This is a genomic window from Mycobacterium sp. GA-2829 (assembly GCF_001499965.1).
GTDB lineage: Bacteria > Actinomycetota > Actinomycetes > Mycobacteriales > Mycobacteriaceae > Mycobacterium.
The window spans coordinates 13652-38574 of sequence record NZ_LQIT01000048.1 but is presented as its reverse complement, the minus strand read 5'-3'; the positions used below and the strand labels follow the sequence as shown (position 1 = coordinate 38574).

Sequence of the window (24923 nt, the reverse complement as noted above, 5' to 3'; positions counted from 1 at the left end):
TCGACAACGGTGGACGTGGCATAGCAGCACTTCCCATCAGAATCAGCTGCTATTGCAACGACGCCTTGAAACCGCCGGGGTTTCGCGTGCATCAACCCGACGCTCGACGCGGTCAGCTCTCGCGAGCCTGGTCGGCCCGCTGCGCCTTGAGGCGTCGCTGTTCGCGCAGCACCTCCTGATAACTCTCGCGTTCGGCGACAAGCCACTCCGGCTTGTCGGCGAGCAGCTGGTCGATCTGCTCAGTGGTGAGGGCACTCTCGACGCCGTTGCGGGCCAGCGCGGCGATCGAGATGCCCAGCTTGGCGGCGACGAGGTTCTTCGGGTGCGGACCGTTCTTGCGCAGGTCGGTGAGCCACTGCGGCGGATCGGCCTGCAGCGCGGCGAGTTCGTCCCGGGTGATCGCGTTCTGCTGGAACTCCGCCGGCGTCGCGGGCAAGTACACGTCCAGTTTCTTGGCCGCGGTGGCGGGCTTCATGGACTGCGCGTTCGGCCTGCTCATCACCCGAGCTTATCGATGAGGCCTATCGGTAGCCTGAGGCGGTGGCTTCGCCCTGGTTCACCCTCGGATACGTCCCCGGCGGGACACCGGCGAAGTGGGCCAGGCACTGGGCTGAGCGCCACCCCGACATCCCGCTGCAGTTGACGGCGCTCCCCGCCGAGGATGCGGCCGCCGCCGTGCGGGCCGGCACCGTCGACGCTGCCCTGCTCCGGCTTCCCACCGACACCTCCGGCCTCGCCGTCATCCCGCTCTACGAGGAGACGACCGTCGTCGTCGTGCCGACCGACCACCTCGTCAGCGCCGCCGACTCCGTCACCGCCGCCGACCTCGCCGCCGAGCCGACCCTGGTGCCGCTGGACCACGTCGTCGACTGGCCGGACGCGCCCGGCGTCCCCGTCGAGCACCGGCCCGAGAACACCGAGGCCGCAATCGAACTCGTCGCCGCCGGGCTCGGCGTGCTCATCGTCCCGCAGTCGCTGGCCCGGCTGCACCACCGCAAGGACCTCACCTACCGCCCGATCACCGACGCGCCCAGCTGTCCGGTGGCGCTCGCGTTCCCGGCGGGCCCGCAGCCGGAGCTGCTCGAGGAGTTCATCGGCATCGTCCGCGGCCGCAAACCCGGGTCGTCGCGCGGGCAGGCCGAACCGGCGCCGAAACGCACCGCCCGGGAGAAGACCCTCGCCAAACAGGCCGCCCGCGCCGCCGCGGGGAAGGTCGCCCGCAAGCCGGGACGGCCGGGGCGCGGCCGCCGCTGAATCCTCGCCGAGACTACGGTTGTTGACGGAAATCGGGCGATTTGCGTCAACAACCGTTGTCTCGGCGGCAGGCGTCAGACCAGAACTCGACCGTCGGCACCGCGGCCGGCGGCGGGGCGGGCGCCGACAGCCGGGTGACGTAATCGCGGAGATCGGCGGCGACGACGCGGATGTCGGCCTGGTAGATCGACAGCACGGGGTGCCCGGACGAGCCGCGGCCTGCGGGCAGGTAGCAGTGCGCGTGCACCGGCACCATCCGCGGCACACGGGCCAACTGATACACCGCGCTGCGCAGGGCGTCCTTCATCCGGGCCGGGCGCTCACCCCACCCGTCGTCCCAGAATTGCTTCCACTCGACCGCGAACAGGATGCCGTCGGCCGGTAGCCGCAGCTGCCGCTCGAGCTGTCGGTGACCCTCGGCGCGCCAGTTCGGCCAGCCCTCGCCGACCGGCAGCCCGGTGGCCAGGAACTCCCGGTGGTCGTCGGCGAACGTGAACCCGAACGACGACTCGACGTGATCGACCTCGTCGTCGGACAGGCCCGGCGCCATCGGTACCGAGCCGCCTGCCGAGAGGAGAAGAGCGGCGTTGGCGCCGAGTCCTGGCATGGCGCCAGGGTAGAACCTTGGGATTGCCTGAAACGTTTCAAGAAACTTGCCGTTTCCACTATCGTCTGGCGGGAACCCGGCGGCTTGTGTGCCCGATCACAGGTGGGACGCCGATCAATCGAACGGAAGGCCTCACCCGATGGCATCGGAGACTCAAGCGTCCTTCTTCAGTCGCGACCGCATCGTCGCCAGTCCGGGATGGAGTCGCTGGCTGGTGCCGCCCGCGGCGCTGTCCATCCACCTGTCCGTGGGCGCGGCCTACTCGTGGAGCGTGTTCAAGAAACCGCTGGAAGGTGCGCTCGACATCTCCGGCACGCTCAGCGCGCTGCCGTTCACGATCGGCATCGTCATGCTCGGCCTGTCGGCGGCGGTCTTCGGCACGTGGGTGGACCGTAACGGCCCGCGCAAGGCGATGTTCGCGGCGATGTGCTGCTTCTGCGGGGGATGGCTGGTCGGGGCGGCGGGCCTGGCGCTGGGGCAGTACTGGCTGGTGCTGCTCGGCTACGGCGTGATCGGCGGTATCGGCTGGGGCATCGGCTACATCTCGCCGGTGTCCACGCTGATCAAGTGGTTCCCCGACAAGCCGGGGATGGCGACGGGCCTGGCGATCATGGGGTTCGGCGGCGGTGCGCTCATCGCGTCGCCGTGGTCGACCGCGATGCTCAACGCCTTCGGCACCGACACCGCGGGCATCTCGAAGACCTTCCTCGTCCACGGGGTGGCGTACGCGGTGTTCATGTCGCTGGGCTGGCTGCTCATCCGCGTCCCGCGGGCGGACTGGAAACCGCAGGGCTGGGCGCCGCCGCCGGTGGTGGAGGGGTCGATCGTCACGGGCGGTCAGGTGTCGGCGAACAACGCGATCAAGACGCCGCAATTCTGGCTGCTGTGGGTGGTGCTGTGCTTCAACGTGACCGCGGGCATCGGCATCCTCGAGAAGGCCTCGCCGATCTACCAGGACTACTTCCCGACGTCGGGTGCGGCGGCGGGTGCGCTGGCGGCCGCCGCGGCGGGATACGTCGCGATGCTCTCGCTGGGCAACATGCTCGGCCGCATCGGGTGGTCGAGCCTGTCGGACGTCATCGGCCGCAAGAACGCCTACCGGCTCTACCTGGGCGTCGGCGCGCTGCTGTATCTGACCATCACGTTGATGTCGAACTCCAACAAGATCGTGTTCCTGATCGCGACGATCCTGATCCTGTCGTTCTACGGAGCGGGCTTCGCGACCGTCCCCGCCTATCTACGCGACCTCTTCGGCACGTTCCAGGTCGGCGCCATCCACGGCCGCCTGCTCACGGCATGGTCGGCGGCGGGCATCCTCGGGCCGATCATCGTCAACTCGATCGCCGATCACCAGGCGGCGGCGGGTAAGGACGGACCCGCGCTGTACACCCTGTCGTTCTCCATCATGATCGCGCTGCTGCTGACCGCGTTGGTCTGCAACGAACTCATCCGGCCGGTGTCGTCGAAATGGCATGAGCCCGAGCGCGATCGGTCAACCGCTGCACTCGAGGAGGTCCACCGGTGAGCGAATCACCCGTCGAACTGCACGATTACACGCCCGCCGTCCCCAAGGCCTACATCGCGCTCGCGTGGGTGTGGGTCGCGGTGCCCTTCGGCTACGGCGCCTACCAGCTGCTGCTGAAGGTGGGTCAGCTGTTCGGTTAGCCCCCCGTCGAGTGCACGGTTGTTGTACGCACACCGCGAGAGGGCGCGGCAACAACCGTGCAGTCGACGTCAGGTCAGTACTTGTGCTGTGGCCCTTGCTCTTTCTTGTACAGCGCCTTGAGCATCCGGTCACGGAAGAAGGCGTTGTCGATCAACTTGATGCCGTTGTTGGCGACCGCGGGGATTCCGGCCAGCTTGTGGAAGTAGCGGCCGCGCTTGTACTCCCGGCCCCACGCGGCCTCCATGCGCTGCCCGTAGTTCGTGAAGTCGTCGGGACCGCCGTTGGTCAGCGCCGCGATCGCGCATTCGCCTGCGGCCAAACCGGATTCGAGTGCCTTGGAGATCCCCGCACCCGACGCCGGCTTACCCGCGCCCAGCGAGTCGCCGGTGAACAGCACACCCGGACGCCATGCCGGCCACGCCGTGAACCCCATCGGCAGCCGCCAGGCCCGTACGCTCTTGTTCTTCTTGAGCTCTTCGATCGGCGGCAGCTCCCAGTCTTTCGGCAGCGTGCGCAGGAACTCGCCGAGGAATTGGGTGGCGTTGATCGACTGCCAGTTCTTGTAGCTGTTGACGTAGCCGAGGCCGATGTTGAAGACCCCGTCGCCCATCGGGAACACCCAGCCGTAGCCGGGCAGCTGATCGCCCTGGAACTGCAGCTTCAGATAGATGTCGAGGCTGTCGGAGTCCGGTCGGTTGGCGTGCATCTCCGAGCGGATCGCGATCGCCGAGTAGCCGTTGTACTCCGAGTCGATCTTCAGCGCGCGCTTGATGGGGGAATAGGCCCCGTCGGCGGCGATCACCGCGTCGCCGTAGACCTTCTCACCGCCCTTGAGCGTCACGCCGATCACGCGGCCGTTGGCGTCCAGCTCCGGGCCGGCCACCTCGGCGCCCTGGCGCACCTCCGCGCCCGCGGACTCGGCGTGCTTGAGCAGTGTGGTGTCGAGGCGTTCGCGGCTGACCGTGTGTCCGTGGTCGGGCATACCGGGCCGCTTGGGGAACGACAGCTCCCACTGGCTGGGGCTGTAGACCGTGACGCGGTTCACCCGGTGGTAGGTGGCGACCTCGTCGGCCAGCCCCATTTTCTGCAGGTAGCTCACCGCTCTGGCGGTCAGGCCGTCGCCACACGGCTTGGCGCGGGGGAAGACGGCTTTGTCGAGGACGACCACCTTGGCGCCGGTCTGCGCCGCCTGCCACGCCGCGGCCGAGCCCGACGGGCCGCCGCCGGCGATCACCAGGTCGTACTTCTGTGTCATGAAACTCGTCTCGTCGTGGGTTGTCGCGACAGATAGTACCGAAGGCATGCCCACCCGGCTGCCTGGGCAAAACCCCTTTTCCGAACTCGATGCGCGAGGGTTATGAGCAGGTCAGCGACGTTCGAGCGAGTACAGTGGGCGAGTGCGACGAGGGTCGAGAGCACGCCCGGAATCTGAACGGGGCGGCAAAGTGGACGCGCGCAGTGAGCGCTGGCGCGAGCACCGCAAGAAGGTGCGCGCCGAGATCGTCGACGCCGCATTCCGGTCCATCGACCGGCAGGGTCCCGAGGTCAGCCTGCGCGAGATCGCCGAAGAGGCCGGCACCGCCAAACCCAAGATCTACCGGCACTTCACCGACAAGTCGGACCTCTTCCAGGCCATCGGCCAGCGCCTGCGCGACATGCTGTGGTCGGCGATCTTCCCGTCGATCGACCTGTCGGTGGACACGGGTCGGGAGGTCATCCGCCGCAGCGTCGAACAGTACGTCCGGCTGGTCGACGAGCACCCCAACGTCATCAGGTTCCTGATCCAGGGCCGCTTCGCCGAACAGAGCGAATCGACCATGCGTGCGCTCAACGAGAGCCGCGAGATCACGCTCGCGATGGCCGAACTGTTCGACAACGAGCTGCGCGACATCGAGCTCGACGCCGCCGCGTTGGAACTGGCTGCCTACGCCGCGTTCGGGTCGATCGCCTCGGCGACGGACTGGTGGCTGGGTGCCGAGGAGGACAGCCCGCGGCGGATGCCGTCGGAGGAGTTCGTCGCCCACCTGACGACGATCATGATCGGGTCGATCAACGGCACGTGTGAACTGCTCGGGGTCGCGATCGACCCCGACAAGCCGCTGCACGAGGGTGTGCGGCGCAGTGAACACGTCGCCTGAGGCGATCTCAGGCGACGATCACCGACGCGTCGATCGGGTGAAGGTGTCCTCGCAGGTTCAGCGTCCGTTGAGGGCTGTTGGCGGTGAGGTCGTCGGCTGTTCCGGGTGCGACGAGTAACTCACCCCCGCCGGCGTGCTGTTGCATTCGCGCCGCGACGTTGACCGGATCGCCGAGAGCGGTGAAGTCGACGACGCGGCCTCCGACATTGCCGACGTATGCGACACCCGCGTTCACGGCGATGCCCAGCTCCAGCCACGGTCTCTCGCCGCTGCCGTAACCGACTGCCCGGAGTAGGTCCGTTGCCGCCAGAACTGCATGGCGTCGGTATTCCGGACCGCTGATGCCGCGAACGAAGAAGGCCATGACCTCGTCGCCGATGAGCTTGTCGATGACGGCGTCGTGGCGCAGCAGCGTCCGCGTTGCAGTGGTGTAGAACCGGTTGAGCAGCGCCGCGAAATCCATCGCGGCACGCTGCTGGCCCAGCGCGGTGGAACCGCGCACGTCGGCGAAAAGGACCGCGATGTCCACCTCGGCCCCGCCAGGGGGAAGCGCATCGCAGCACCGACTGCACAGATCGGGGTTCTTGCGCGACGGGGTGAATCCCACGGCGCCGAGGGCGCGACCGACCGGTCCGCCGAACGGGTTGTTGCAGACCTTGCACCGCGGCGCCGACGGGAGATAGCGAAAGACCCTTCGCGCCTTCACGAGGGGCCCGTGACCTTCCGTCAGAACGGTGTGCCACGCGTTCGTCTCAGGGGTGGTGATGGCGGTCATAGTGAAATGGTCCCGCCGGCGGCCGAACCGCACATGGGGCATCCGCCTCAGGTGACACGTTGCCTGAGGCGCGACACGCGAAACCCAACATGTGGGGTTGGCTCAAGGTGTCGGACACAACGAGTAGTGTCGGCAGTAGCTGCAGGGGATCTACAGCGACGACCGAAAATGCCTGGTGAAATGGGGTTCTGGTGAGCGATGGCATGAAGCTGATCGATCGGGTCTCGGCGATCAACTGGAACCGGGTGCAGGACGAGAAGGACGCCGAGGTCTGGGACCGGCTGACCGGCAACTTCTGGCTGCCCGAGAAGGTGCCGGTGTCCAACGACATCCCGTCGTGGAACACGCTCAACGACCACGAGAAGCAGCTGACCATGCGGGTGTTCACCGGCCTGACGCTGCTCGACACCATCCAGGGCACCGTCGGCGCGGTCAGCCTGATCCCCGACGCGCTGACCCCGCACGAGGAGGCGGTGTACACCAACATCGCGTTCATGGAGTCGGTGCACGCCCGCAGCTACTCCAACATCTTCTCGACGCTGTGCTCGACGGCCGAGATCGACGACGCGTTCCGCTGGTCGGAGGAGAACCCGAACCTGCAGCGCAAGGCCGAGATCGTCATGCAGTACTACAAGGGCGACGAGCCGCTCAAGCGCAAGGTCGCGTCCACGCTGCTGGAGAGCTTCCTGTTCTACTCGGGCTTCTACCTGCCGATGTACTGGTCCAGCCGCGCCAAGCTCACCAACACCGCCGACATGATCCGGCTGATCATCCGCGACGAAGCCGTGCACGGTTACTACATCGGCTACAAGTTCCAGCGCGGACTGGCGATGCAGGATCCGGCGACCCAGTCCGAGCTCAAGGACTACACCTACGAGCTGCTCTTCGAGCTCTACGACAACGAGGTCGAATACACCCAGGACCTCTACGACAGCGTCGGCCTGACCGAGGACGTCAAGAAGTTCCTGCGGTACAACGCCAACAAGGCGTTGATGAACCTCGGCTACGAGGCGCTGTTCCCGCGCGACGAGACCGACGTGAACCCGGCGATCCTGTCCGCGCTGAGCCCCAACGCCGACGAGAACCACGACTTCTTCTCCGGCTCGGGATCGAGCTACGTGATCGGCAAGGCCGTGGTCACCGAAGACGAGGACTGGGACTTCTAGTCCGCCGTCGGACGCCGGGTAAACGACCCTTCCCGACTGTCTCTGCGCTGATCCGCGAAGCGGTAGCACCGGCCGGGGTTGCTGTAGTTCATGTCGTCATTGCAAAACCTGTAAGCGGTGACCCGGTAAGAACTTGATCAACACACGCCGGCACGGGTCACGCCGTCGACACAGGGGTTCCGGAGATGATGACCGTCCAACGCGCGCCAACGGCCCGCCGATCCGTAACCCGGTGGACGTTGCTCTCAGCGCCAGTGCTTGCGGTGCTTGCCCTCGCCGGGTGCGGTGATTCACCGTCGTTCTCCCGGTCGAGCACAGGCGGCTCGGGTAGTGCCGCTGAAACGGTTGACGAGCTGGTGGCGGCGGTCTGTCTGGCGGACACTTACGAGCGGACGGTGTTCAACCCGGTCGTCATGTGTGTCGGTGACCTCCCCGACCGGGGTGGGTTTCGCAGCGAGATTCACGTCTTCGAGTACCCTTCCGAGGCCGACATGCAGGCGGACCGGAAGATGTGGGACGGCCCGTTCGGCCACGCCATCTGCTTTGCCGCCAGAGGGCGCATCGCGGTGTTCAAACCCGACGTGTCCGGCATCGGTCAGCCCGATGCCGCCGCCGACCTGACTGAGCGGAGTATGCGACCCCTCAGTGACTTCGATTGTCGCTTCGTCCCGCCCGCCTCGGCCGGCCGGGGAGCGCCCTCCACAGTCACTGTCCCGACGACGCCGTCGGTTCCCAACACCGCCATCGCCCTGCCCCCCAACTCATACGGCTACGTGACGGTCGAGACTCTGTCCGGTCGCGTGCGATGCATGGTCGAGTCCGAGCAGGTGATCTGCGAGACCGGCGAAACCAATTGGCCGGAGCATGGGGTGTCGATCGCCACGGACGGGTCGGTCCGGTTCGCCGACGGCAACCTCGGCGACATCCAGCCGACGAAAATGCAGTATCGGACGTACCGGGCGATGGGTTGGACGATCGTGGCTTCTGAGACCGGGACGCGGTTCAGCAATGACCGGACCGGCCGCGGAGCGATGGTCAGCGCCGAAAGCGTTCAGCCCTTCTAGCCGTCGGACGCCGGGTAAAAGCTCGGAAAGGCGACGGGGTGGCAGGTCGGCCCGAACAATGGGAACGGTCTGCTACCGGAAGAGAAGCCGATGACCCACCCGCATGCCGGGTTCCCGTCGCCCGAGGATTTCCGCCGTAAGTCGTCCCACGTCGACCGTGAGTTCGCCGACGCTCGCCGGTATCTGTCGGCGTTGAACGCCGGAGACTATGACGCCCTCAACGCCGTGATGGTGGAGATCCACCACAGCGGGCGGGCCATGAAGGTCCTGGCGGCCATGGCGGTACAGGCCCTCGACTTCGCCGAGCTGTCCGCGGACCGCCTCGGCGGCGACGTCCAAGACTGGCTCGACGGATCGGTGATTGCCCAGGACACCGCCGAGAACGAGCGAGATCAAAGCGAACTCGGCGGCGAGGGGTGAACTCGCCGGCGCATCCGCCGGCATGATGTCCCTCTGCCACGTTCGTGACAGAGGAGCGGATACCCCGGACAGTGACCGAGCCGACGAAGATCTCGTGACCCGAAGCGTCCCGTGGAACCGCCGACGGTTCCTCGCGGCGCTAGATCGAAGCGCTGCGCCTCACATAGGGGCTTGTCGGGGCAACGCGCCCCCCTGCTCGGCGGCACCGGCGTGCGCTGGGGCGCAAACCGCGTACTGACCCACCAGAACGCTGTCGTGTAGAGCGAATGACGTTCTGCAGCATAGCGTTTCGTGCACCCCACTAGCACGCCGCTAGGCCGACGTGCCAGCGTTCGGGCATGCGCGCCGACTGAACCCGCATCGTCGCGCCTGCCCTCTGGTAGCCCGACCATCCCCCTCGCAGATCTCTCGGCCGTCGACGCCTCGTACTCGCAACCCCTTTCACCGGACACCGTCTGTGTATTGACGCAAGGCGTCGTAGCGCTTACGTTTGATATATCTATCAAACAAGATGATAGATGACTCAAACCGCCACCCCTGCGCATCGCGCGCGATCGGCGAGGACGAAGGACGGGGTACCAGACATGAAGCAGCAGGCAACGCTCGGCACTGTCGAGACCAGACCCGTGGTGAGTCCAGCGCGGCTCGCTCACGTGGTGCTCAGGACGACGCAGTACGACGACGTGGTCGCTTGGTACAAGCTTGTCCTGGGCGCCGATATCCGGTTCGAGGCACCCGGGATGATCTGTTTCCTGACCTACGACGACGAGCACCACCGCATCGCAGTCGTGAACGTTCCGGACCTCGTAGATCGACCGCCGATGGCCGTGGGTGTCGACCACATCGCCTTCACCTACGCCAGTTTGGGCGACCTGCTCGACACCTACGAGCGGTTGAAGGCATCCTCGGTGCGGCCGTACTGGACGATCAACCACGGCCCGACCATCTCCTTCTACTACCGCGACCCGGACAACAACCAGATCGAGTTGCAAGTCGACAATTTCCCCACCTCCGATGACGCCAACGCGTTCCTCGCGGCCGAGTTTCCGAAGAACCCGATCGGCGTGGAACTCGACCCAGAAGACCTCGTGCGCAGGTTCCGCGACGGTGTGCCCGAGGCCGAACTCCGCAAGCGTCCCGACATCGGACCGGTCGGGCTCGAAGCCAGTCGGACGATGTGATCGGACGACGAGTGAACGACACGTGGGGCGTCGGGAGCGGCGCCGAACACCTCGAGCGCGGTGGATCGACGGCCGATGACGAATCACACTGGCGCGTCGATCCCGAACGCACGTCGATATCCTTCACCGCTCGATGGTTGTTCGGTCTGGCCACGGCGACGGGAACGTTCGCGTCCAGCTCCGGCTGGGTGGTGCTGAAGTCGAACGGCGAATTGTCCGGCGAGATCGCCGCGGAGGTGAGCGGCGTCGCCACCGGAAACCGGTTCAGGGATCGCCATCTTCAAGGCAGACTCTTCTTCGACGCGGAGCACCATCCCTCCGCTGTGTTCAGCTCCGGCGTCTGCATCACGGGCGACGGACGGTTCGCCGGCGACGGATCTCTGAGTCTGCGCGGGCGCACCGCAAAGGTGCACGCGGAAGGAACTTTTCAGAGGGACACCGACCACCTCCGCCTGACCGGTGACACCGTTCTCGATACGCGTGTCTTCGGGTTGCCCTCCGCGGGCGGTTACCTCAGGCGTGACGTGCTCGTATCCGTGGACGTGTGGCTGGACCGCGCGGTCGCACCCGGCGCTGAGTGACCGGCAATGCTCCCGGGGCCCAGACGCGAGTACCCGAACTTCCGGCTCGTCGGTTTCATCGCCTTGCTCGGGATCGTCGTCGCCGCCGTGCCGTTGGTCACGATCTCCCGAAACGGGTTCGCCGACAAGGCCTCGATCACCGTGCTGACCGCTCGATCCGGGCTCTCGGTGGAGGCGGGCACGAAGGTGACACTCAACGGCGTGGCCGTGGGTCGCGTCCGGTCGGTGCGCGCCGAGACATCGGGATCTCAGCCGGCCGTGAGACTCGAACTCGGTGTCGACGCAAAGTATCTCGAACTGATGCCGGACGACGCCGTCGTTCGCATCGCCGCGTCGACCGTCTTCGGCGGGAAGCAGGTGGCGTTCAGCACCAAGGGTGCGACCTCGCCTCGGCCGGTCCGCGATGGCGCGGAGATCGACGCCCGCTCGGTGACGGTCGAGTTCAACTCGCTGTTCGAGACCGTCGTCTCGGTGGCGGAGAAAGTCGACCCGGTCAAGCTCAACGCGACGCTGACCGCGACGGCCCAGGCACTCGACGGTCTCGGTGACCGCTTCGGCGCCGCGCTCGACGACGGGAACACGATTCTCGCCGATCTGAATCCACGCATGCCTCGCCTCCACGACGACCTGGTCACGCTCGCCGAGATCAGCGATGTCTACGCCGACGCCGCGCCGGACGTCTTCGATGGCCTGGAGCTGTCGACGACGACGGCTCATTCGTTGAATGCGATGCGGCAGAACGTCGATGCGGCTCTCCTGGCGGCGATCGGATTCGGCGATCAGGGAGCCGACATCGCTGAGCGAGCAGGGCCGTATCTCAGCCGAGGAGCCGCGGATTTCCTACCCACGTCGGCGTTGTTCGATGAGTACAGCCCCGCGCTGCACTGCACCATCCGCAATTATCACGACCAGCAGCCGAAGATGGCGGAAGCCGTCGGAGGCAACGGGTACTCCTCGGTGACGCACACCCAATTGATCGGTGTCGGCAATCCGTATGTGTATCCCGACAACTTGCCCAGGGTGAACGCGCAAGGGGGACCGGAGGGCAGACCCGGCTGCTGGGCGACGACGACTCGGGAGCTCTGGCCGGCGCCCTACCTCGTCATGGACACCGGCGCGTCGATCGCCCCGTACAACCACCTGGAGTTGGGTCAGCCCTTCGCCATCGACTACGTCTGGGGGCGTCAAATCGGAGAGAACACCATCAACCCCTGACGGTGAGGCGCCGACGCCGAACCTACGTCTCGTCGACGAGCATCCCTGAGAACAACAGCTCGGTGGTGACGCGGGCGTACGTGTCAACGGCGTCGTCGTCTGCGGTGTCGATGTCATAGATCTGCTTCATCGGCGCGGCGTACGTGAACAGCGCTGAGGCGCCGCCGACGATGAAGCGGACCACGTGCGGAATCGGCAGATCGCCCCGGATGCGACCCTCCTTCTGCCCCAACCGGATCAACTCCACGAGGTGGTTCTCCAACGGAGCGATGTACGTGTCGGTGAGCCACGCGATCCGGTCGCTGGTGAACTGCGACTCGCCGGCGATCAGCGGCGCCACACTCGGATGACGTGCGAGAAACGAGATGTGGCGGATGACCAGCAGGCGCAGGCCGGACACCGGGTCGAGTTCCCGCAGTTCCTTGATCATCTCCTGGTGTACGAGCATCTCGTTGAAGGCCTTGGCGACGGCGGCCCTCCACAACTCGTCCTTGGACGAAAAGTAGTAGTGCATCAGTGGTTGCGCCACACCTGCGCTCCGAGCGACGGCCGACATGGCCGTTCCCTGAAACCCGTACTGGGCGAACAGCTCTATCGCGACGTCCAGGATCGCGTCCCGCGTCGCCGGATTCCGTTGCGAGGAGCTCGGACCCTCGGGAACGCCACCTCGTCGGCCCCGTCGTGAGGGTGCGTTTGACATCGTCCGAACTCCTTCGCCAGTGGCTCCGCCGGTTCCACTGTGGCACAGAACGCGGTGACGGTCGTACGGGGACACGAACAGGCGAACGGGGACCCGGCCGTAGATATAAATATCAGTAATGTTGATGTTAGTATCAAACCGCGAGTTCGTGGCGGTGGGCCGGCGAACCGGTGAGCACGAGGGGCAACACGATGACGCACAACGACTTCGATCTCTTCAGGCTGCCCGAAGAGCATGACGAGCTGCGGGCCGTCGTCCGCGGCTTGGCGGAGAGAGGCATCGCCCCGCACGCAGCCGAGGTGGACGAGACGTCTCGCTTCCCCGACGAAGCCCTCGACGTGCTCACCGCGTCCGGATTCAACGCCGTGCACGTCCCGGAAGAGTATGGCGGCCAAGGTGCGGACGCCGTCGCCACGTGCATCGTGATCGAGGAGGTTGCGCGCGTGGATGCTTCGGCGTCGTTGATCCCGGCGGTGAACAAACTCGGCACCATGGGGCTGATCCTGCGTGGCAGCGACGATCTCAAGAAGCAGGTGCTGCCGGACCTCGTCGACGGCGCGATGGCGTCCTACGCGTTGAGCGAGCGCGAGGCGGGTAGCGACGCCGCGTCGATGCGCACGCGGGCCAGAGCCGACGGCGACCACTGGGTGCTCAATGGCACCAAGTGCTGGATCACCAACGGTGGCAGGTCCCGTTGGTACACGGTGATGGCCGTGACCGACCCCGACAGCGGAGCCGACGGCATCTCGGCGTTCATGGTCCACGCCGACGACGAGGGTTTCTCGGTGGGGCCCAAGGAGAAGAAGCTGGGGGTGAAGGGGTCGCCCACCACCGAGCTCTACTTCGAGAACTGCCGCATCCCCGGTGACCGGATCATCGGCGAACCCGGAACCGGATTCAAGACCGCACTGGCCACCCTCGATCACACGCGTCCGACGATCGGTGCGCAAGCCGTCGGCATAGCGCAGGGAGCCCTCGATGCCGCGATCGCCTACACCCGCGAACGCAGACAGTTCGGCAGGCGGATCACCGACTTTCAGAACACCCAGTTCATGCTCGCGGACATGGCGATGAAGGTCGAGGTCGCCCGCCTCGCGGTGTACAGCGCTGCGGCGCGGGCGGAGCGCCGGGAACCGGGTCTCGGGTTCATCTCGGCGGCCTCGAAGTGCTTCGCTTCCGACGTGGCGATGGAGGTGACCACCAACGCCGTCCAGCTTTTCGGCGGTGCCGGTTACACCACCGACTTCCCCGTGGAGCGCATGATGCGTGATGCCAAGATCACGCAGATCTACGAGGGCACCAACCAGATTCAGCGCCTGGTGATGGCCCGTTCTCTGTTGAGCGCTGAGCCGGCGTAAAGGCGCGCCACGCGCCCCTGGCCCGCCCTCGCGGACGGGCCAGGGGCGCAATGCATCACGCCACCGATGCGCGATACTCGGTGAGCAGCCGCTCCAGCTGATCCCGGTAGCGCTCGACGTTGGCGAGTTTGATCGATTCGTAACCGCGGATCACATCGGGCAGCTCGGCGATCCGCACCGCCAACTCGTGGTTGCCGGCATCGAGCCCGTCGAGTAACTCGTCGACCGTCGCGCGGTACTCGTCGATGAGGCGCCGTTCGACACGGCGGACCTCGGCGGCGCCGAACGGGTCGAGGACGGTTCCGCGCAGCCGGCGCATCGGGCGCAGGACGCGGAACGCGGCACGGAATCCCGCGCCGAGTTCGATCTTGTTCTTCATGCCCAGCGCGCGTAGCGCCGGGGGATGCAGCCGGTAGGCGATCTTCGCGTCAGGGCCGAACTGAGCCGTCACCTCGTCGTGGAAACGCGGGTCCAGGGACAGGCGTGCGACCTCGTATTCGTCCTTGTACGCCATGAGCTTGTGCAGGTGGACGGCCACGGCATCGGTCAGCGCGGTGCGGTCGGGGGTGCGCGCGCTTTCGCGTTGCCGCACCAGTTCGACCCACCGGACGTAGCGGCGGGCGTAGGCGACGTCCTGGTAGGCGATCAGCTCGGGGATGCGCACGCGCATCAGGCGGTCGAGCTCACCACCCGGGGTCGCGCGGACTTCGGCGAACAGCGGTTCAGCCAAGGCGGAGAGACGACGGTCGACACGAGCGGGGGCCGCCGAAAGCAGCGCCGCAGCGAACGCCTCGGGGTCGGCGATCATCAGCCGGCCGTAGCGGAAGGCGGACCGGTTCTTGTCGACGGCGACACCGTTGGCGGCGATGGCGTCCTCGAGGGCGGATGCCGGGATCGGTACGGCGCCGCACTGGTAGGCCGCTCCCACGAGGAACAGATTCGCGAACAGGTCGCTGCCGAACAACGCGGTGGAAACTGTTCTGGCGTCGACGGTCTCGAGCCGTTGAACGCGTTGGGCCACCGCGTCCAGGATCGGGCCGGTGTCCGGGAAGGACACCGACGGGTCGACGACCATCCGCCCGGTCGCCACCTCAGTGGTGGACAGCACCGCCACGGTGTGATCGGGGTTGGCGGCGGCGAGATTGCGCGGCTCCGCAGCGACCAGTACGTCGCAGCCGAGGTAGAGGTCGCACTCACCGGCGGCGGCCTTGTTCGCCACGTCGAGCGGTTCAGCGCTGATCTTCACGTCGGATACGACGGCGCCGCCCTTCTGAGCCAGCCCGGTCTGGTCCAGTGTGCGCACGTTGAGACCCGTCAGCGCCGCCGCGGTGCTGAGCATCTGCGCCAGCGTGACGACGCCGGTGCCCCCCACACCGGTGATGCGGATCGTGTGAGTGGTGGCCAGCGGAGGACGGTCGGGTTCGGGGAGGTCCTCAAGGGTCTCCCGCGGCCGCCCCGGCGCGCTGGGTGTGGTCGCCGTGACCGTCACGAAGGACGGGCAGTCGCCGGCCAGGCACGAGTAGTCCCGATTGCACGACGATTGATCGATCCGCGTCTTGCGGCCGAACTCGGTGTCGACCGGGACCACCGACAGGCAGTTCGACTTCTGCCCGCAGTCCCCGCACCCCTCGCACACGCGCTCGTTGATGATCACTCGCTGTGCGGGTTCGGGTGCGCGACCACGCTTACGCTTGCGCCGCAGTTCAGTGGCGCACTCCTGGTCATGGATCAGGACGGTGACCCCCGGTGTCGCGGCCAACGACTCCTGCGCCTCCACGATTCGGTCTCGTGACCACACCTGAACGCCCCTGGGCAGTTTCACTCTGCGGTAGCGCTTGACGTCGTCGGTCGTGATGAGGATGCGCGCCACGCCCTCGGCCACCAGTTCCTGGCAGATCGACGGCACGGACATCAGGCCGACTGCCTGCTGCCCGCCCGTCATGGCGACCGCCGAGTTGTACAGCAGCTTGTAGGTGATGTCGATGCCGGCCGCGACCGCAGCGCGTACAGCGAGCGATCCGGAGTGGTGGAAGGTGCCGTCGCCGATGTTCTGGAAGAGGTGTGTGCGTTCGATGAACGGCGCCATACCGATCCACAGGGCACCCTCGCCGCCCATCTGCGCCATGCCGACGACATCGCCCACCTGTTGGGGTTGCATGGTGGCGGCCAAGCCGTGGCACCCGATCCCCGCGCCGACGGTGGCGCCGTCCGGGACCTTCGTGGAGATGTTGTGCGGGCAGCCCGAACAGAAGTACGGGGTGCGGCTGATGAGCGGCAGGGTGATCCGGCCACGGCCGGCGCGGTTGTCGCGTGCCTCGACCCAGCTCCGCACGGCCGCGAATTCAGTTGTGAGGGAAAGTCGTTGGGCCAGCCGGTCGGCGATCACGTCGGGATCCAGTTCGCCGTCCGCCGGGATCAGCGAGTCGCCCTCGGGGGTGTGCTTGCCCGAGATGCGCGGGGCACTCTCCGAACCGTAGAGGACGTCTTTGATCTGCGCTTCGATGAAGGACCGCTTCTCCTCGACCACGATGATCTCGTCGAGTCCACGGGCGAACTCCCTGATCGTCGTCGGCTCGAGTGGGAAGACCATGCCCAGCTTCAACAGCCGGACACTGCCCGGATCCACGCCCAGCGTGGACATCGCCTGCTGCAGGTCGCGAAACGTCTTGCCTGCGCTGACAATTCCGACGGTGTTGCATGGGGAGCTTGTGACGATCCGGTCCAACCGGTTCGCCCGCGCGTAGTCGCGGGCCAGCTGCAGTCGCACCCCGGCCTGGCTGCGCTCCATATCCGTCAGGTGAGGCTGCAGCATGGTGGTGACGATGCGATGGCGATAGGGCGCGGCGCTGCCGTCGTGGTGCGGCATCGACGGTTGCACCCGATCCGGGTCCAGTGTCACGGTGCCGGATCCGTCGGCGACGTTCGTCGCGATCTTCATGGCGACCCACAACCCACAGGCGCGGGAGAGTGCGATCCCGTGCAGTCCGAAGTCCAGGATGTCCTGCGAGTCGGCGGGATAGAGCACGGGCAGCCGCAGATCGGCGAGCAGTCCCTCGGACGTGCCGGGAACCGTGGAGGACTTGGCCGCGGGGTCGTCGCCGACCAGTGCCAGCACGCCGCCCTCGGGATGTGTGCCCATGAGGTTGGCGTGGCGCACCGCGTCGGAGGCGCGGTCGAGGCCAGGGGATTTGCCGTACCAGACGCCGAACACCCCGTCGACGCGCTTGTCGTCCTGCGCGGAGGCGATCTGGGTGCCCTGCACCGCCGTGGCCGCGAGTTCCTCGTTGACACCGGGACGGAAGACCACGTCGGCCTCCGCGAGCTGTTGACCGATGCGGATGAGTTCGGTGTCGTAGCCCGCCAACGGCGAACCTTCGTAGCCGGAAATGAAGCCCGCAGTCCGCCGTCCGGCACGCCGGTCGGCCCGGCGGATGTCCAAGGGGAGTCTTGCGAGGGCTTGGATACCGGTCAAATGCACAAAGCCCGTTTGCAACTCATACCGGTCGCTGAGAACTGTCATCTCGAATCACCCACTCGGTTCAGGTCGTTGAGGCCGCGCTGTCGGCAGGCGTGGCGCTGTCCACACCAATCTCTTGAACGACAGTAAAGATACTAGCAGCCCGTAAGGCCTCGGACTGCCGGTACGGCGCTGAATGGTTGGCAGGAAAGGGAATTCAGTCGGCGTGGGAGGCGGCCCGCGCGGCCGCGACACCGATAGCCGCGTACGCGATCATGTCGATGTAGTCGGTCACCGGCCGATCGAGGTGGCGGACGCTGATCAAGATGCCCTCGAGGAAGACGTGGGCAGCATCGGTGATCAGCTGCCGGTCAGCGTCGGGGGGTGCGTGCTTGTCGACGACTGCGAGCAGGCGCTGCTCGGTCCAATCCTGGAGTTGTAGGTAGGCGTCGCGCACGGCGACCGAGTGCTCCATCCGCTCGTACGCCGCCCGGTGTAGGTGGCGGTAGGGCCTGAGCCGGTCGAGGAAGGCCACCAGTTCCCGGTGGGGATCACCGCCGATGATCGGATCCCGTTCGATGCTGCGGTGGGTCTCGCGAAAGATCTTGTCCAGCACAGCGGCCAGCAAGTCGTCTTTGGTGGGGTAGTACCACAGCACCGCAGCGGGCGCGAGGCCGACCGCCTTGCCGACCGCGGCGATGCTCGTCTCGCGAAACCCGTTGTTCTTGAGCAGTTCGACGGCGGCATTGAGGACTGCGGCCTGGCGTTCGGGCTTCGGGACGCCTTGATTGTTCCTTGGCACGACACCGACCTTCTGCTCTGACCAACGGCTCTTGACGTACGGTCAACAGGCTACCGCACGATAGCGCAGCCCAGGCCCTTTCACCGGCTCGCGCCATCGCCGGCCAGCTGCCGATCCCGCGCGAAAGCGACGTACCACGCAAGGACGTCGGGATTGGCCACGGCGGTCGATCCGACCGTTTCCTCGGTGGCACGGCCGGCGAGCACGCCTTTGATCAACATCTCCGTTCGCTTGTTGGTGTGCGTCAGCGGAACGCCGGGGGCCGCGACGATCTCGTCGGGCAGATGGCGTGGTGACGCGATGGTGCGGATCGCGTGGCGAATGCGCGCCTCGAGGACGTCGTCGAGTTCGGCACCCGGGCCGAGGACGACGAAAAGTGGCATGTAATAACGTCCGTCGGCCTCTTCTACGCCGACGACAAGTGAGTCCGCGATCTCGGGGACGGTCTCGAGCGCCGCGTAGATCTCCGCGCTGCCGAGTCTGACGCCCGATCGATTGAGCGTCGCGTCGGAGCGGCCGTGCACGACGAAGCCGCCACTGGCCGTCTCGGTGACCCAGTCCCCGTGCGTCCACACGGCAGGGAACCGCTCGAAGTAGGCGGAGCGATATCGGGCGCCGTCGGTGTCGTTCCAGAACATCACCGGCATCGAGGGCATCGGTCGGGTGATCACCAGTTCACCGACGGTGTCCACCACCGGCTGGCCGGCTTCGGACCACACCTGGGCGGCCACGCCGAGCGCCGGTCCCTGGAGCTGGCCGAGCCGGACGGGCTCGAGCGGATTCGAATCGAGGAAGCTGCTGCAGATCTCGGTGCCCCCGGACACGGAGCCGAGGTGCACATCGGGTCCGGCCTCCCGCTGGGTCCACTCCCAGGTCGAGTCGGACAGCGGGGATCCGGTCGAGAGAATCTGCTGCAACGAGTTCAGATCCCAGTCCGTGCCCGGTCGCAACCCGGCTCGCTGAACGCGGGCCAGATATGCGGCGCCCACGGCGAATTGCGTCGTGTTGGTCTGGGTGGTCACCTCGAACAGGCGGTCGGGTCGAGGGTGAGTCGGTGATCCGGAGTAGGTCACCACCGCGGCACCGCAGATCAAGTTCATCAGCAGGGTGTTCCACACCATCCACGACGTGTTGGCGGCAGCGAAGTACACGTCGTCGATGCCCGCGTCGTGGTTGAGTGCGACGCTCTTCCAGGCCTCGAGCACGATGCCGCCGTGTCCGTGCACGATGCCCTTCGGCGCTCCGGTCGTGCCCGAGGTGAACAGCACCCAGAGGGGATGATCGAATGGAACCCGTTCGTAGTGGGGTGCTGCGTCGCCCGAACTGAGCGTGTCGAAGTCGAGCCAACCGCCCTCGCCGGCAGTGGGCCGGCCGTGTCGGACGAGTACCGAGTGCTCGACGGAGGGCAGCGCAGCGCGCAGGTGTTCGAGGCCGGCCCTGCTGTCGACGTCCTTGCCGTTGTAGCGGTGGGCGGCCGAGCCGATCAGCAGCTTGGGCTCGAGCTGACCGAGCCGGTCCAGCGTGGTGCGCGCCGACATCTCCGGTGAGCTGATCGCCCAGATGGCGCCGACGCTCGCGGCCGCCAGCGCTGCGATGACGGCTTCCGCGACGTTGGGCAGTACCGCGGCGACCCGATCCCCCGGACCGACACCGAGCTCTCGCATCGCTGATCCCAGCGCTGCGACCCTGGCTTCGATTGTGCGCCAGCTCATCCGACGCTCGGTGAGGTCCTCGGCCACGTCGATGACGGCTGTGTCGTCGGCACGATCCGGCCTGCAGGCGTAGCGAAGCACGTTCTCTGCGAAGTTCAACCGGGCGCCGGGGTACCAGACCGCGCCCGGCATCCGCTCCTCGGCCAGCGCGGGTCCGGTGAATCCGTCGCCGATGACGTCGAAGTACTCGCGCACGCCGTCCCAGAACAGTGAGAGCTCGGCGACCGACCATTCCCATGCCTGCCGGTAATCGTCGATGCGCACGCCGTGCTTTCCACCCACCCAGCGCAGGAACTGGCTGAGCTGGCATCCGGCCGCCGCGTTCGTGTCGGGACGCCACGTGACCTGCGGGAGATCACGCTGCGGCGTCACGACGGCACTCCGACCGATTCGGTGCTCAGACCCGTGGCGAGCACTTCGTCCAGCACCGCCCGCAGCTCGTCGCCGGACGTGGTGGTACGCCAGCCGATGTGTCCGTCGGGTCGGATCAGCACCGCGCCGTGCGCACCGATTCCGAACACATCCACGCCGGAGGTGTCCACGTCGACTCCGACGCGCAGGGCGCGGCCCGGAATGGCGCCTCTGCCGGTGTGCCATGCCTCGATCCAGTCCGTCGCCTGCGTGCCGGCGACCAGCGTCAGCCCAGGACCTGCCAGGTCGACCGTCGACATCCGCGCACCGGCACAGCGCACCCAGGCGTGGGGGAGGCGCCCCCCGACCACCCCGTGGTCGGGGGGAAACACCGCCGCGTGCGGCGCAGTCGCCACGCCGTACGTGTAGCCGATCTCCTGGTCGAGGTCGACGAAGTGCGCGCGTTGCTCGGGGATGGCCGCTGCGAGCGACGATCGCGCGGCAGCGGCCGTTTCCGGATCGTCGCTCTCCAACGCGGCCGCGACCTCGGGTGTCCGCGGACCGATCCCGGCCTCGGCCATCTTGATCGCGTTGGTGAGGCTGAAGTTCCCGTTGTCCACCGCCACGGGTCGGCGCTCGGCCTCGTAGCTGTCCAGGAGACGCTCCGGCGCCCAGCCTTGAATGACCGCGGCGAGCTTCCAGCCGAGGTTGACGGCGTCGGCCAGACCGGTGTTCATCCCGTAGCCGCCGGTCGGCGGGAACTGGTGCGCGGCGTCACCGGCCAGGAAGATGCGGCCCTGTCGATACCGCTCGGCGATTCTCATGCACAGTGCCCACGTGCCAACGGATTTCACGTCCACCTCGAGGTCCGCGATCCCGGTGGCCGCACGCACGATCTCCACACACCGCTCGGCTGGGTAGTCCGCGACCGATTCGACGGCCGTGTCGATCCCGAAGTTGAAAGTCCACCGTTCACGGCCGTCCATCGCGATCATCACGCCCGGCGCGGCGGTGTTCAGTAGCCACGTCAGCACGCTCAGGTCGGTGCCGAGATGCGACCGGAGGTCGGCATGGAAGTAGATGTTGATCTGCTGGCCGAGGGTGAGCGCGGTGCGGGAATCGGCCGGGAGCCAGCCGCACGACGATGCGGCCGACCCGACGGCTGCCACCACGTAGTCGAACGACGTCGTTGCGGGCTCGGGTCCGGTCAGCACGTCGATTGTTCCGTCCCGCTCGACGACATCGACGACCGGCGTGCGGAACCTGATTGTTGACATGCCCTGGGCCCGAACGGCATCCAGCAGGTGCCTCTGCACCCGGTCCTGCGGGCAGGACACTCGGCGGGTGGGGGAGTAGTCGCGTCGGCCGTCGGTCGGCGGATCAGCCCACCAGAGATGCCCGAACTCCTCACCGGTGAGGGTGTGCCGCCACTCGATCCGTCGGGAGGTCTCCCCGGCGAAGGCCTCGCGCTGTACGCGATCGGCGATCCCGATACTGCGGAACAGTTCCATCGTCCGCGTGTTCACCACATGCGCCCGAGGGTGCGGGTTGACGCCGGGGAACCGCTCGAAAAGCGTGCTGCGAATCCCGAACTGGCCCAACACATGTGCCAATGTCAAGCCGACAGGTCCGGCCCCGACGATCGCGACGTGACGGGGACTTCTCATGGCCCCTGCGGTGGCGACTTCCGTTGTCATTGTGGAACCTCGAGGTGTTGTGCGAGCCGCGGTCGACACCGCGTCACTCATGAATGATGTTCAAGAGAACAGTGGCACCGTTGCGGCTGTCAGTCAACCTCTTGGGGAATTGGGGGAGCGACGGAACCGAGTCTCTTGTATGTAAGACAAGAGGGTCGTATGGTCGGCATCAGAGACTCGATCGGCTGAAATCCGAAAGGACATTCCCAGATGCGGCTGTACTCGACGGCGGAGGGTATTGCCCGCGAAGACTCACCGGGTGAGCTCGCTCTGCTGACACTCGACGCCCCCGACCTCGGCGCGCTGCTGCGGACCGCATCGATCGAGGACGCGCGCACCGCAAAGGTCCGCGCTCGCATCCCGCTCCACGATGCCGTGCTCCTCGCGCCGGTGCCCCGTCCCGGAAAGGTCGCCATCGTCGGCCTGAACTACACCAGTCACCTCGACGAGGTGCGCGAACTCTTCGCGGATCGATTGCCCGCGCTGCCGACCGAACCCAACGTGCACCTGACGGCGGGCTCGGCGGTCATCGGTCCCGGCGCGGCGATCGCACTCCCGGCGATCGCCCCCTCCGCCGTCGACTACGAAGGCGAGATCGCAGTCGTCATCGGACGCGCCGCGACCGACGTCAGCGCAGACATCGCGTGGTCGTACGTCGCCGGGCTGACGGTGGCCAACGACGTCAGCGCCCGTGACGTGCAGCGGCGAGCGATGGAAGGCGACGTCACGGTGTCCGTCGGTTTGGCGAAGAGCTTCGACACCTTCAAACCCATCGGACCGTGCCTGGTGACCGCCGACGAGTTCGGTGTTCCCTTGGATTTGCGCCTGCGTACGACGGTGAACGGCGAGCTCCGGCAGGACGCCGGCACCGCCGAGTTCCTCTACCAGATCCCGGAACTCGTCGGCTACGCGTCACGCTGGTTCACCCTGGAGCCCGGCGATGTCCTGCTGACCGGTTCACCGCGCGGGGTCGGGCATTTCAGCAATTCGTTCCTCGCCGACGGCGACGTCGTTGAGATCACGGTCGACCGTATCGGCACGCTGACGAACATCGTTGCGGGCGTTCAACATCGACGATCAGATGTTCGTCGCGACACGCACCAGGTGCGCGATGGCGCGTGAGCGGCTGTGGGTCGGCCAGGCGATGACCGTCGTGACCTGCGGCGCATCGACGACCGGGACCGCGGTGACGCCGTCACGCAACTGGGCGCGGGCCGAATCCGGCACGAGCATGTACGTGCGGTCGAGCGAAATCAATTGCTGCAGTTGGGTGTGATCGCGAACCGCGGGTCCGGGACCGTCCGGATAGGTTCCGTCCCGATCCGGCCACCGCGGTGCGGGAAGGCCGACCAGCTCGTCGAGCTCGCTCGTGCGCAGAGCGCGACGCGCGGTGAGTGGATGCCCGGCGGGCAGGACCGCGACCTGACCTTCGGTGAGCAACTCTTCCGCGTCGAGGCCCGTCGTCCGATCGAAGGGTCGATATAGGAGAGCGACATCGGCACGTCCGGTGCGCAGCAGTCGCTCCTGCTCGCCGGGGGCACAGAGGATCACCTCCACGTGAACGGAGCCGGGTTCGGCCGCGTAGGCGTCCAGCAGCTTGGCGAGCAGATCACTGGAGGCCCCCGCCTTGACGGTCAGCACGAGGCGCGGCTCGCCCGCTGCGGCAAGTGCGGCACGTTGCGTGCGCCGCTCGGCCGCCTCCAGGGCGTCGAGGACGATCCGAGCTTCACCGAGCAGGACCGTTCCCGCTTCGGTGAGAGTCACCGATCGGCTGTTGCGATGGAGCAATTCGGCGCCGAGACGCCGCTCGAGCCGGCTGATCGCCCGGGACAGCGGCGGTTGCGCGATGCCGAGGCGTTCGGCGGCACGGCCGAAATGCAACTCCTCAGCCACTGCCAAGAAGTAGTGCAGTTCTCGCGTCTCCACCCGGACAGGCTACGACCTCGGCCGATACCGCGGAGGTATCAGTTGAGATCCGATCGGTCTTGGACGGTGCCGCCGCCCAGCCGACACGATCGACGGCATGGAAAACACGAAAGTTGCGCTGGTCACCGGCGCGAACAAGGGCATCGGCTACGAGATCGCACGGGGCCTCGGCGCCCTGGGCTGGACTGTGGGCGTGGGAGCCCGCGACCGGGAGCGGGGCGAGGACGCCGTGGCGCGGCTGCGGGCCGCCGGTGTCGATGCCTTCGGCGTGGCGGTCGACGTCACCGACGACGAGAGCGTCACGTCGGCCGCGGAGCTGATCGCCGAGCGTCACGGGCACCTGGACGCCCTGGTGAACAACGCCGGAATCACCGGCGGCCCGGATCAGCAGCCCAGCACCGTCGACCCGGAGGTCATCCGGACGGTCGTCGAGACCAACGTCATCGGTGTCGTCCGGGTCACCAATGCGATGCTGCCGCTGCTGCGCCGTGCCGCCTCCCCACGGATCGTCAACATGTCGAGCAGCGTGGGGTCGCTGACCCGTCAGGCCGGCACGGGCGGCGAAACCACGACGGGACCGATAGGAGTGGCGTATTCACCGTCGAAGACCTTCCTCAACGCCGTCATGCTGCAGTACGTCCGAGAGCTCGCCGACACCGGCATCCTGATCAACGCCGCGTGCCCGGGCTTCGTCGCTACCGATCTGAACGGCTTCCGCGGCGTCCGTACCCCAGAACAGGGCGCGGCCGTCGCCATCCGCCTTGCCTGCCTACCCGACGACGGTCCGACCGGTGGCTTCTTCGAAGACGCCGGCGAAGTGCCCTGGTAACCGGAGGCAGCCGTCCTGGCATGA

Annotated in this window: 23 protein-coding genes; 13 read left to right on the top strand and 10 right to left on the bottom strand. The window is 66.9% G+C overall.

All coding sequences use genetic code 11. From position 1 onward, the window contains the following. Window positions 1-112: 112 nt before the first annotated feature. Complete coding sequence (locus tag AU194_RS24675; protein ID WP_059091900.1) at window positions 113-499, bottom strand: DUF5997 family protein; 387 nt, start codon at window positions 497-499, stop codon at window positions 113-115. Window positions 500-540: 41 nt separating this feature from the next. On the opposite strand from AU194_RS24675, the gene AU194_RS24670 reads away from it, so the two are divergent. After that, window positions 541-1254: a LysR family transcriptional regulator substrate-binding protein gene (locus tag AU194_RS24670; RefSeq protein ID WP_059091899.1), complete on the top strand. Its 714-nt coding sequence runs from the start codon at window positions 541-543 to the stop codon at window positions 1252-1254. 46 nt (window positions 1255-1300) lie between these two features. Here the strand turns inward: AU194_RS24670 and AU194_RS24665 are convergent, their stop codons facing one another. After that, a complete protein-coding gene (locus AU194_RS24665; RefSeq protein WP_059091898.1) occupies window positions 1301-1861 on the bottom strand; it encodes a hypothetical protein in 561 nt (186 codons plus the stop codon). Window positions 1862-2000: 139 nt separating this feature from the next. Here AU194_RS24665 and AU194_RS24660 point away from each other — a divergent pair, with 139 nt between their 5' ends. Both AU194_RS24660 and AU194_RS31980 read left to right on the top strand, forming a co-directional pair. Continuing rightward, window positions 2001-3386, top strand: a complete 1386-nt coding sequence (locus tag AU194_RS24660; RefSeq protein WP_059091897.1) for an OFA family MFS transporter — start codon at window positions 2001-2003, stop codon at window positions 3384-3386. Then, window positions 3383-3526: a hypothetical protein gene (locus AU194_RS31980; RefSeq protein ID WP_157576519.1), complete on the top strand. Its 144-nt coding sequence runs from the start codon at window positions 3383-3385 to the stop codon at window positions 3524-3526. Before AU194_RS24660 ends, AU194_RS31980 begins: the two co-directional genes overlap by 4 nt. A gap of 74 nt (window positions 3527-3600) precedes the next feature. Here AU194_RS31980 and AU194_RS24655 read toward each other — a convergent pair whose 3' ends face one another. Then, window positions 3601-4782, bottom strand: coding sequence for an NAD(P)/FAD-dependent oxidoreductase (locus AU194_RS24655; protein ID WP_059091896.1), 1182 nt, complete (start codon window positions 4780-4782; stop codon window positions 3601-3603). 142 nt (window positions 4783-4924) lie between these two features. On the opposite strand from AU194_RS24655, the gene AU194_RS24650 reads away from it, so the two are divergent. After that, window positions 4925-5665: a TetR/AcrR family transcriptional regulator gene (locus tag AU194_RS24650; protein ID WP_059091895.1), complete on the top strand. Its 741-nt coding sequence runs from the start codon at window positions 4925-4927 to the stop codon at window positions 5663-5665. A 7-nt stretch (window positions 5666-5672) separates the two neighbouring features. Here AU194_RS24650 and AU194_RS24645 read toward each other — a convergent pair whose 3' ends face one another. Beyond that, window positions 5673-6371, bottom strand: coding sequence for an adenylate/guanylate cyclase domain-containing protein (locus AU194_RS24645; protein ID WP_231743571.1), 699 nt, complete (start codon window positions 6369-6371; stop codon window positions 5673-5675). A gap of 272 nt (window positions 6372-6643) precedes the next feature. Here AU194_RS24645 and nrdF point away from each other — a divergent pair, with 272 nt between their 5' ends. The 6 genes from nrdF to AU194_RS24615 all read left to right on the top strand — a co-directional run bounded on the left by nrdF (window position 6644) and on the right by AU194_RS24615 (window position 12067). Next, the gene (gene nrdF, locus AU194_RS24640; protein ID WP_059091893.1) at window positions 6644-7606 is read left to right on the top strand and encodes a class 1b ribonucleoside-diphosphate reductase subunit beta; all 963 of its coding nucleotides are present in this window, start codon (window positions 6644-6646) and stop codon (window positions 7604-7606) included. 263 nt (window positions 7607-7869) lie between these two features. Then, complete coding sequence (locus AU194_RS24635) at window positions 7870-8670, top strand: hypothetical protein (protein WP_157576516.1); 801 nt, start codon at window positions 7870-7872, stop codon at window positions 8668-8670. Window positions 8671-8760: 90 nt separating this feature from the next. After that, window positions 8761-9090, top strand: coding sequence for a hypothetical protein (locus AU194_RS24630; RefSeq protein ID WP_059091891.1), 330 nt, complete (start codon window positions 8761-8763; stop codon window positions 9088-9090). A gap of 584 nt (window positions 9091-9674) precedes the next feature. Then, window positions 9675-10271, top strand: coding sequence for a VOC family protein (locus AU194_RS24625; RefSeq protein WP_059091890.1), 597 nt, complete (start codon window positions 9675-9677; stop codon window positions 10269-10271). 11 nt (window positions 10272-10282) lie between these two features. Continuing rightward, entirely contained in the window at window positions 10283-10852 is a 570-nt protein-coding gene (locus AU194_RS24620) for a YceI family protein (RefSeq protein ID WP_059091889.1), read from the top strand. A gap of 6 nt (window positions 10853-10858) precedes the next feature. Next, a complete protein-coding gene (locus AU194_RS24615) occupies window positions 10859-12067 on the top strand; it encodes an MCE family protein (protein WP_059091888.1) in 1209 nt (402 codons plus the stop codon). Window positions 12068-12089: 22 nt separating this feature from the next. Here the strand turns inward: AU194_RS24615 and AU194_RS24610 are convergent, their stop codons facing one another. Next, window positions 12090-12767 carry a TetR/AcrR family transcriptional regulator gene (locus AU194_RS24610; protein ID WP_082698839.1) on the bottom strand — a complete coding sequence of 226 codons (678 nt, stop codon included), beginning with the start codon at window positions 12765-12767 and terminating at the stop codon, window positions 12090-12092. A gap of 191 nt (window positions 12768-12958) precedes the next feature. Between AU194_RS24610 and AU194_RS24605 the strand changes: the two genes are divergently transcribed. Continuing rightward, the gene (locus AU194_RS24605; protein WP_059091886.1) at window positions 12959-14125 is read left to right on the top strand and encodes an acyl-CoA dehydrogenase; all 1167 of its coding nucleotides are present in this window, start codon (window positions 12959-12961) and stop codon (window positions 14123-14125) included. Window positions 14126-14180: 55 nt separating this feature from the next. On the opposite strand, the gene AU194_RS24600 is transcribed toward AU194_RS24605, so the two are convergent. From AU194_RS24600 to AU194_RS32740, 4 genes are all read right to left on the bottom strand, one after another. Further along, window positions 14181-17645 (bottom strand): indolepyruvate ferredoxin oxidoreductase family protein, encoded by a 3465-nt coding sequence (locus AU194_RS24600; protein ID WP_059091885.1) that lies wholly within the window; start codon window positions 17643-17645, stop codon window positions 14181-14183. A 154-nt stretch (window positions 17646-17799) separates the two neighbouring features. After that, window positions 17800-18384 carry a TetR/AcrR family transcriptional regulator gene (locus tag AU194_RS24595; protein ID WP_082698838.1) on the bottom strand — a complete coding sequence of 195 codons (585 nt, stop codon included), beginning with the start codon at window positions 18382-18384 and terminating at the stop codon, window positions 17800-17802. Window positions 18385-18464: 80 nt separating this feature from the next. Next, entirely contained in the window at window positions 18465-20468 is a 2004-nt protein-coding gene (locus AU194_RS24590) for an acetoacetate--CoA ligase (protein ID WP_059091884.1), read from the bottom strand. Then, window positions 20465-22114: an FAD-dependent monooxygenase gene (locus AU194_RS32740; protein ID WP_231743570.1), complete on the bottom strand. Its 1650-nt coding sequence runs from the start codon at window positions 22112-22114 to the stop codon at window positions 20465-20467. The genes AU194_RS24590 and AU194_RS32740 overlap by 4 nt, the downstream gene beginning before the upstream one ends. A 240-nt stretch (window positions 22115-22354) precedes the next feature. On the opposite strand from AU194_RS32740, the gene AU194_RS24580 reads away from it, so the two are divergent. After that, window positions 22355-23266 (top strand): fumarylacetoacetate hydrolase family protein, encoded by a 912-nt coding sequence (locus AU194_RS24580; protein ID WP_082698835.1) that lies wholly within the window; start codon window positions 22355-22357, stop codon window positions 23264-23266. Here AU194_RS24580 and AU194_RS24575 read toward each other — a convergent pair. Beyond that, entirely contained in the window at window positions 23222-24070 is an 849-nt protein-coding gene (locus tag AU194_RS24575; RefSeq protein ID WP_059091882.1) for a LysR family transcriptional regulator, read from the bottom strand. The genes AU194_RS24580 and AU194_RS24575 overlap by 45 nt on opposite strands. A gap of 97 nt (window positions 24071-24167) precedes the next feature. On the opposite strand from AU194_RS24575, the gene AU194_RS24570 reads away from it, so the two are divergent. After that, window positions 24168-24899 carry an SDR family oxidoreductase gene (locus AU194_RS24570; protein WP_059091881.1) on the top strand — a complete coding sequence of 244 codons (732 nt, stop codon included), beginning with the start codon at window positions 24168-24170 and terminating at the stop codon, window positions 24897-24899. Window positions 24900-24923: the final 24 nt, after the last annotated feature.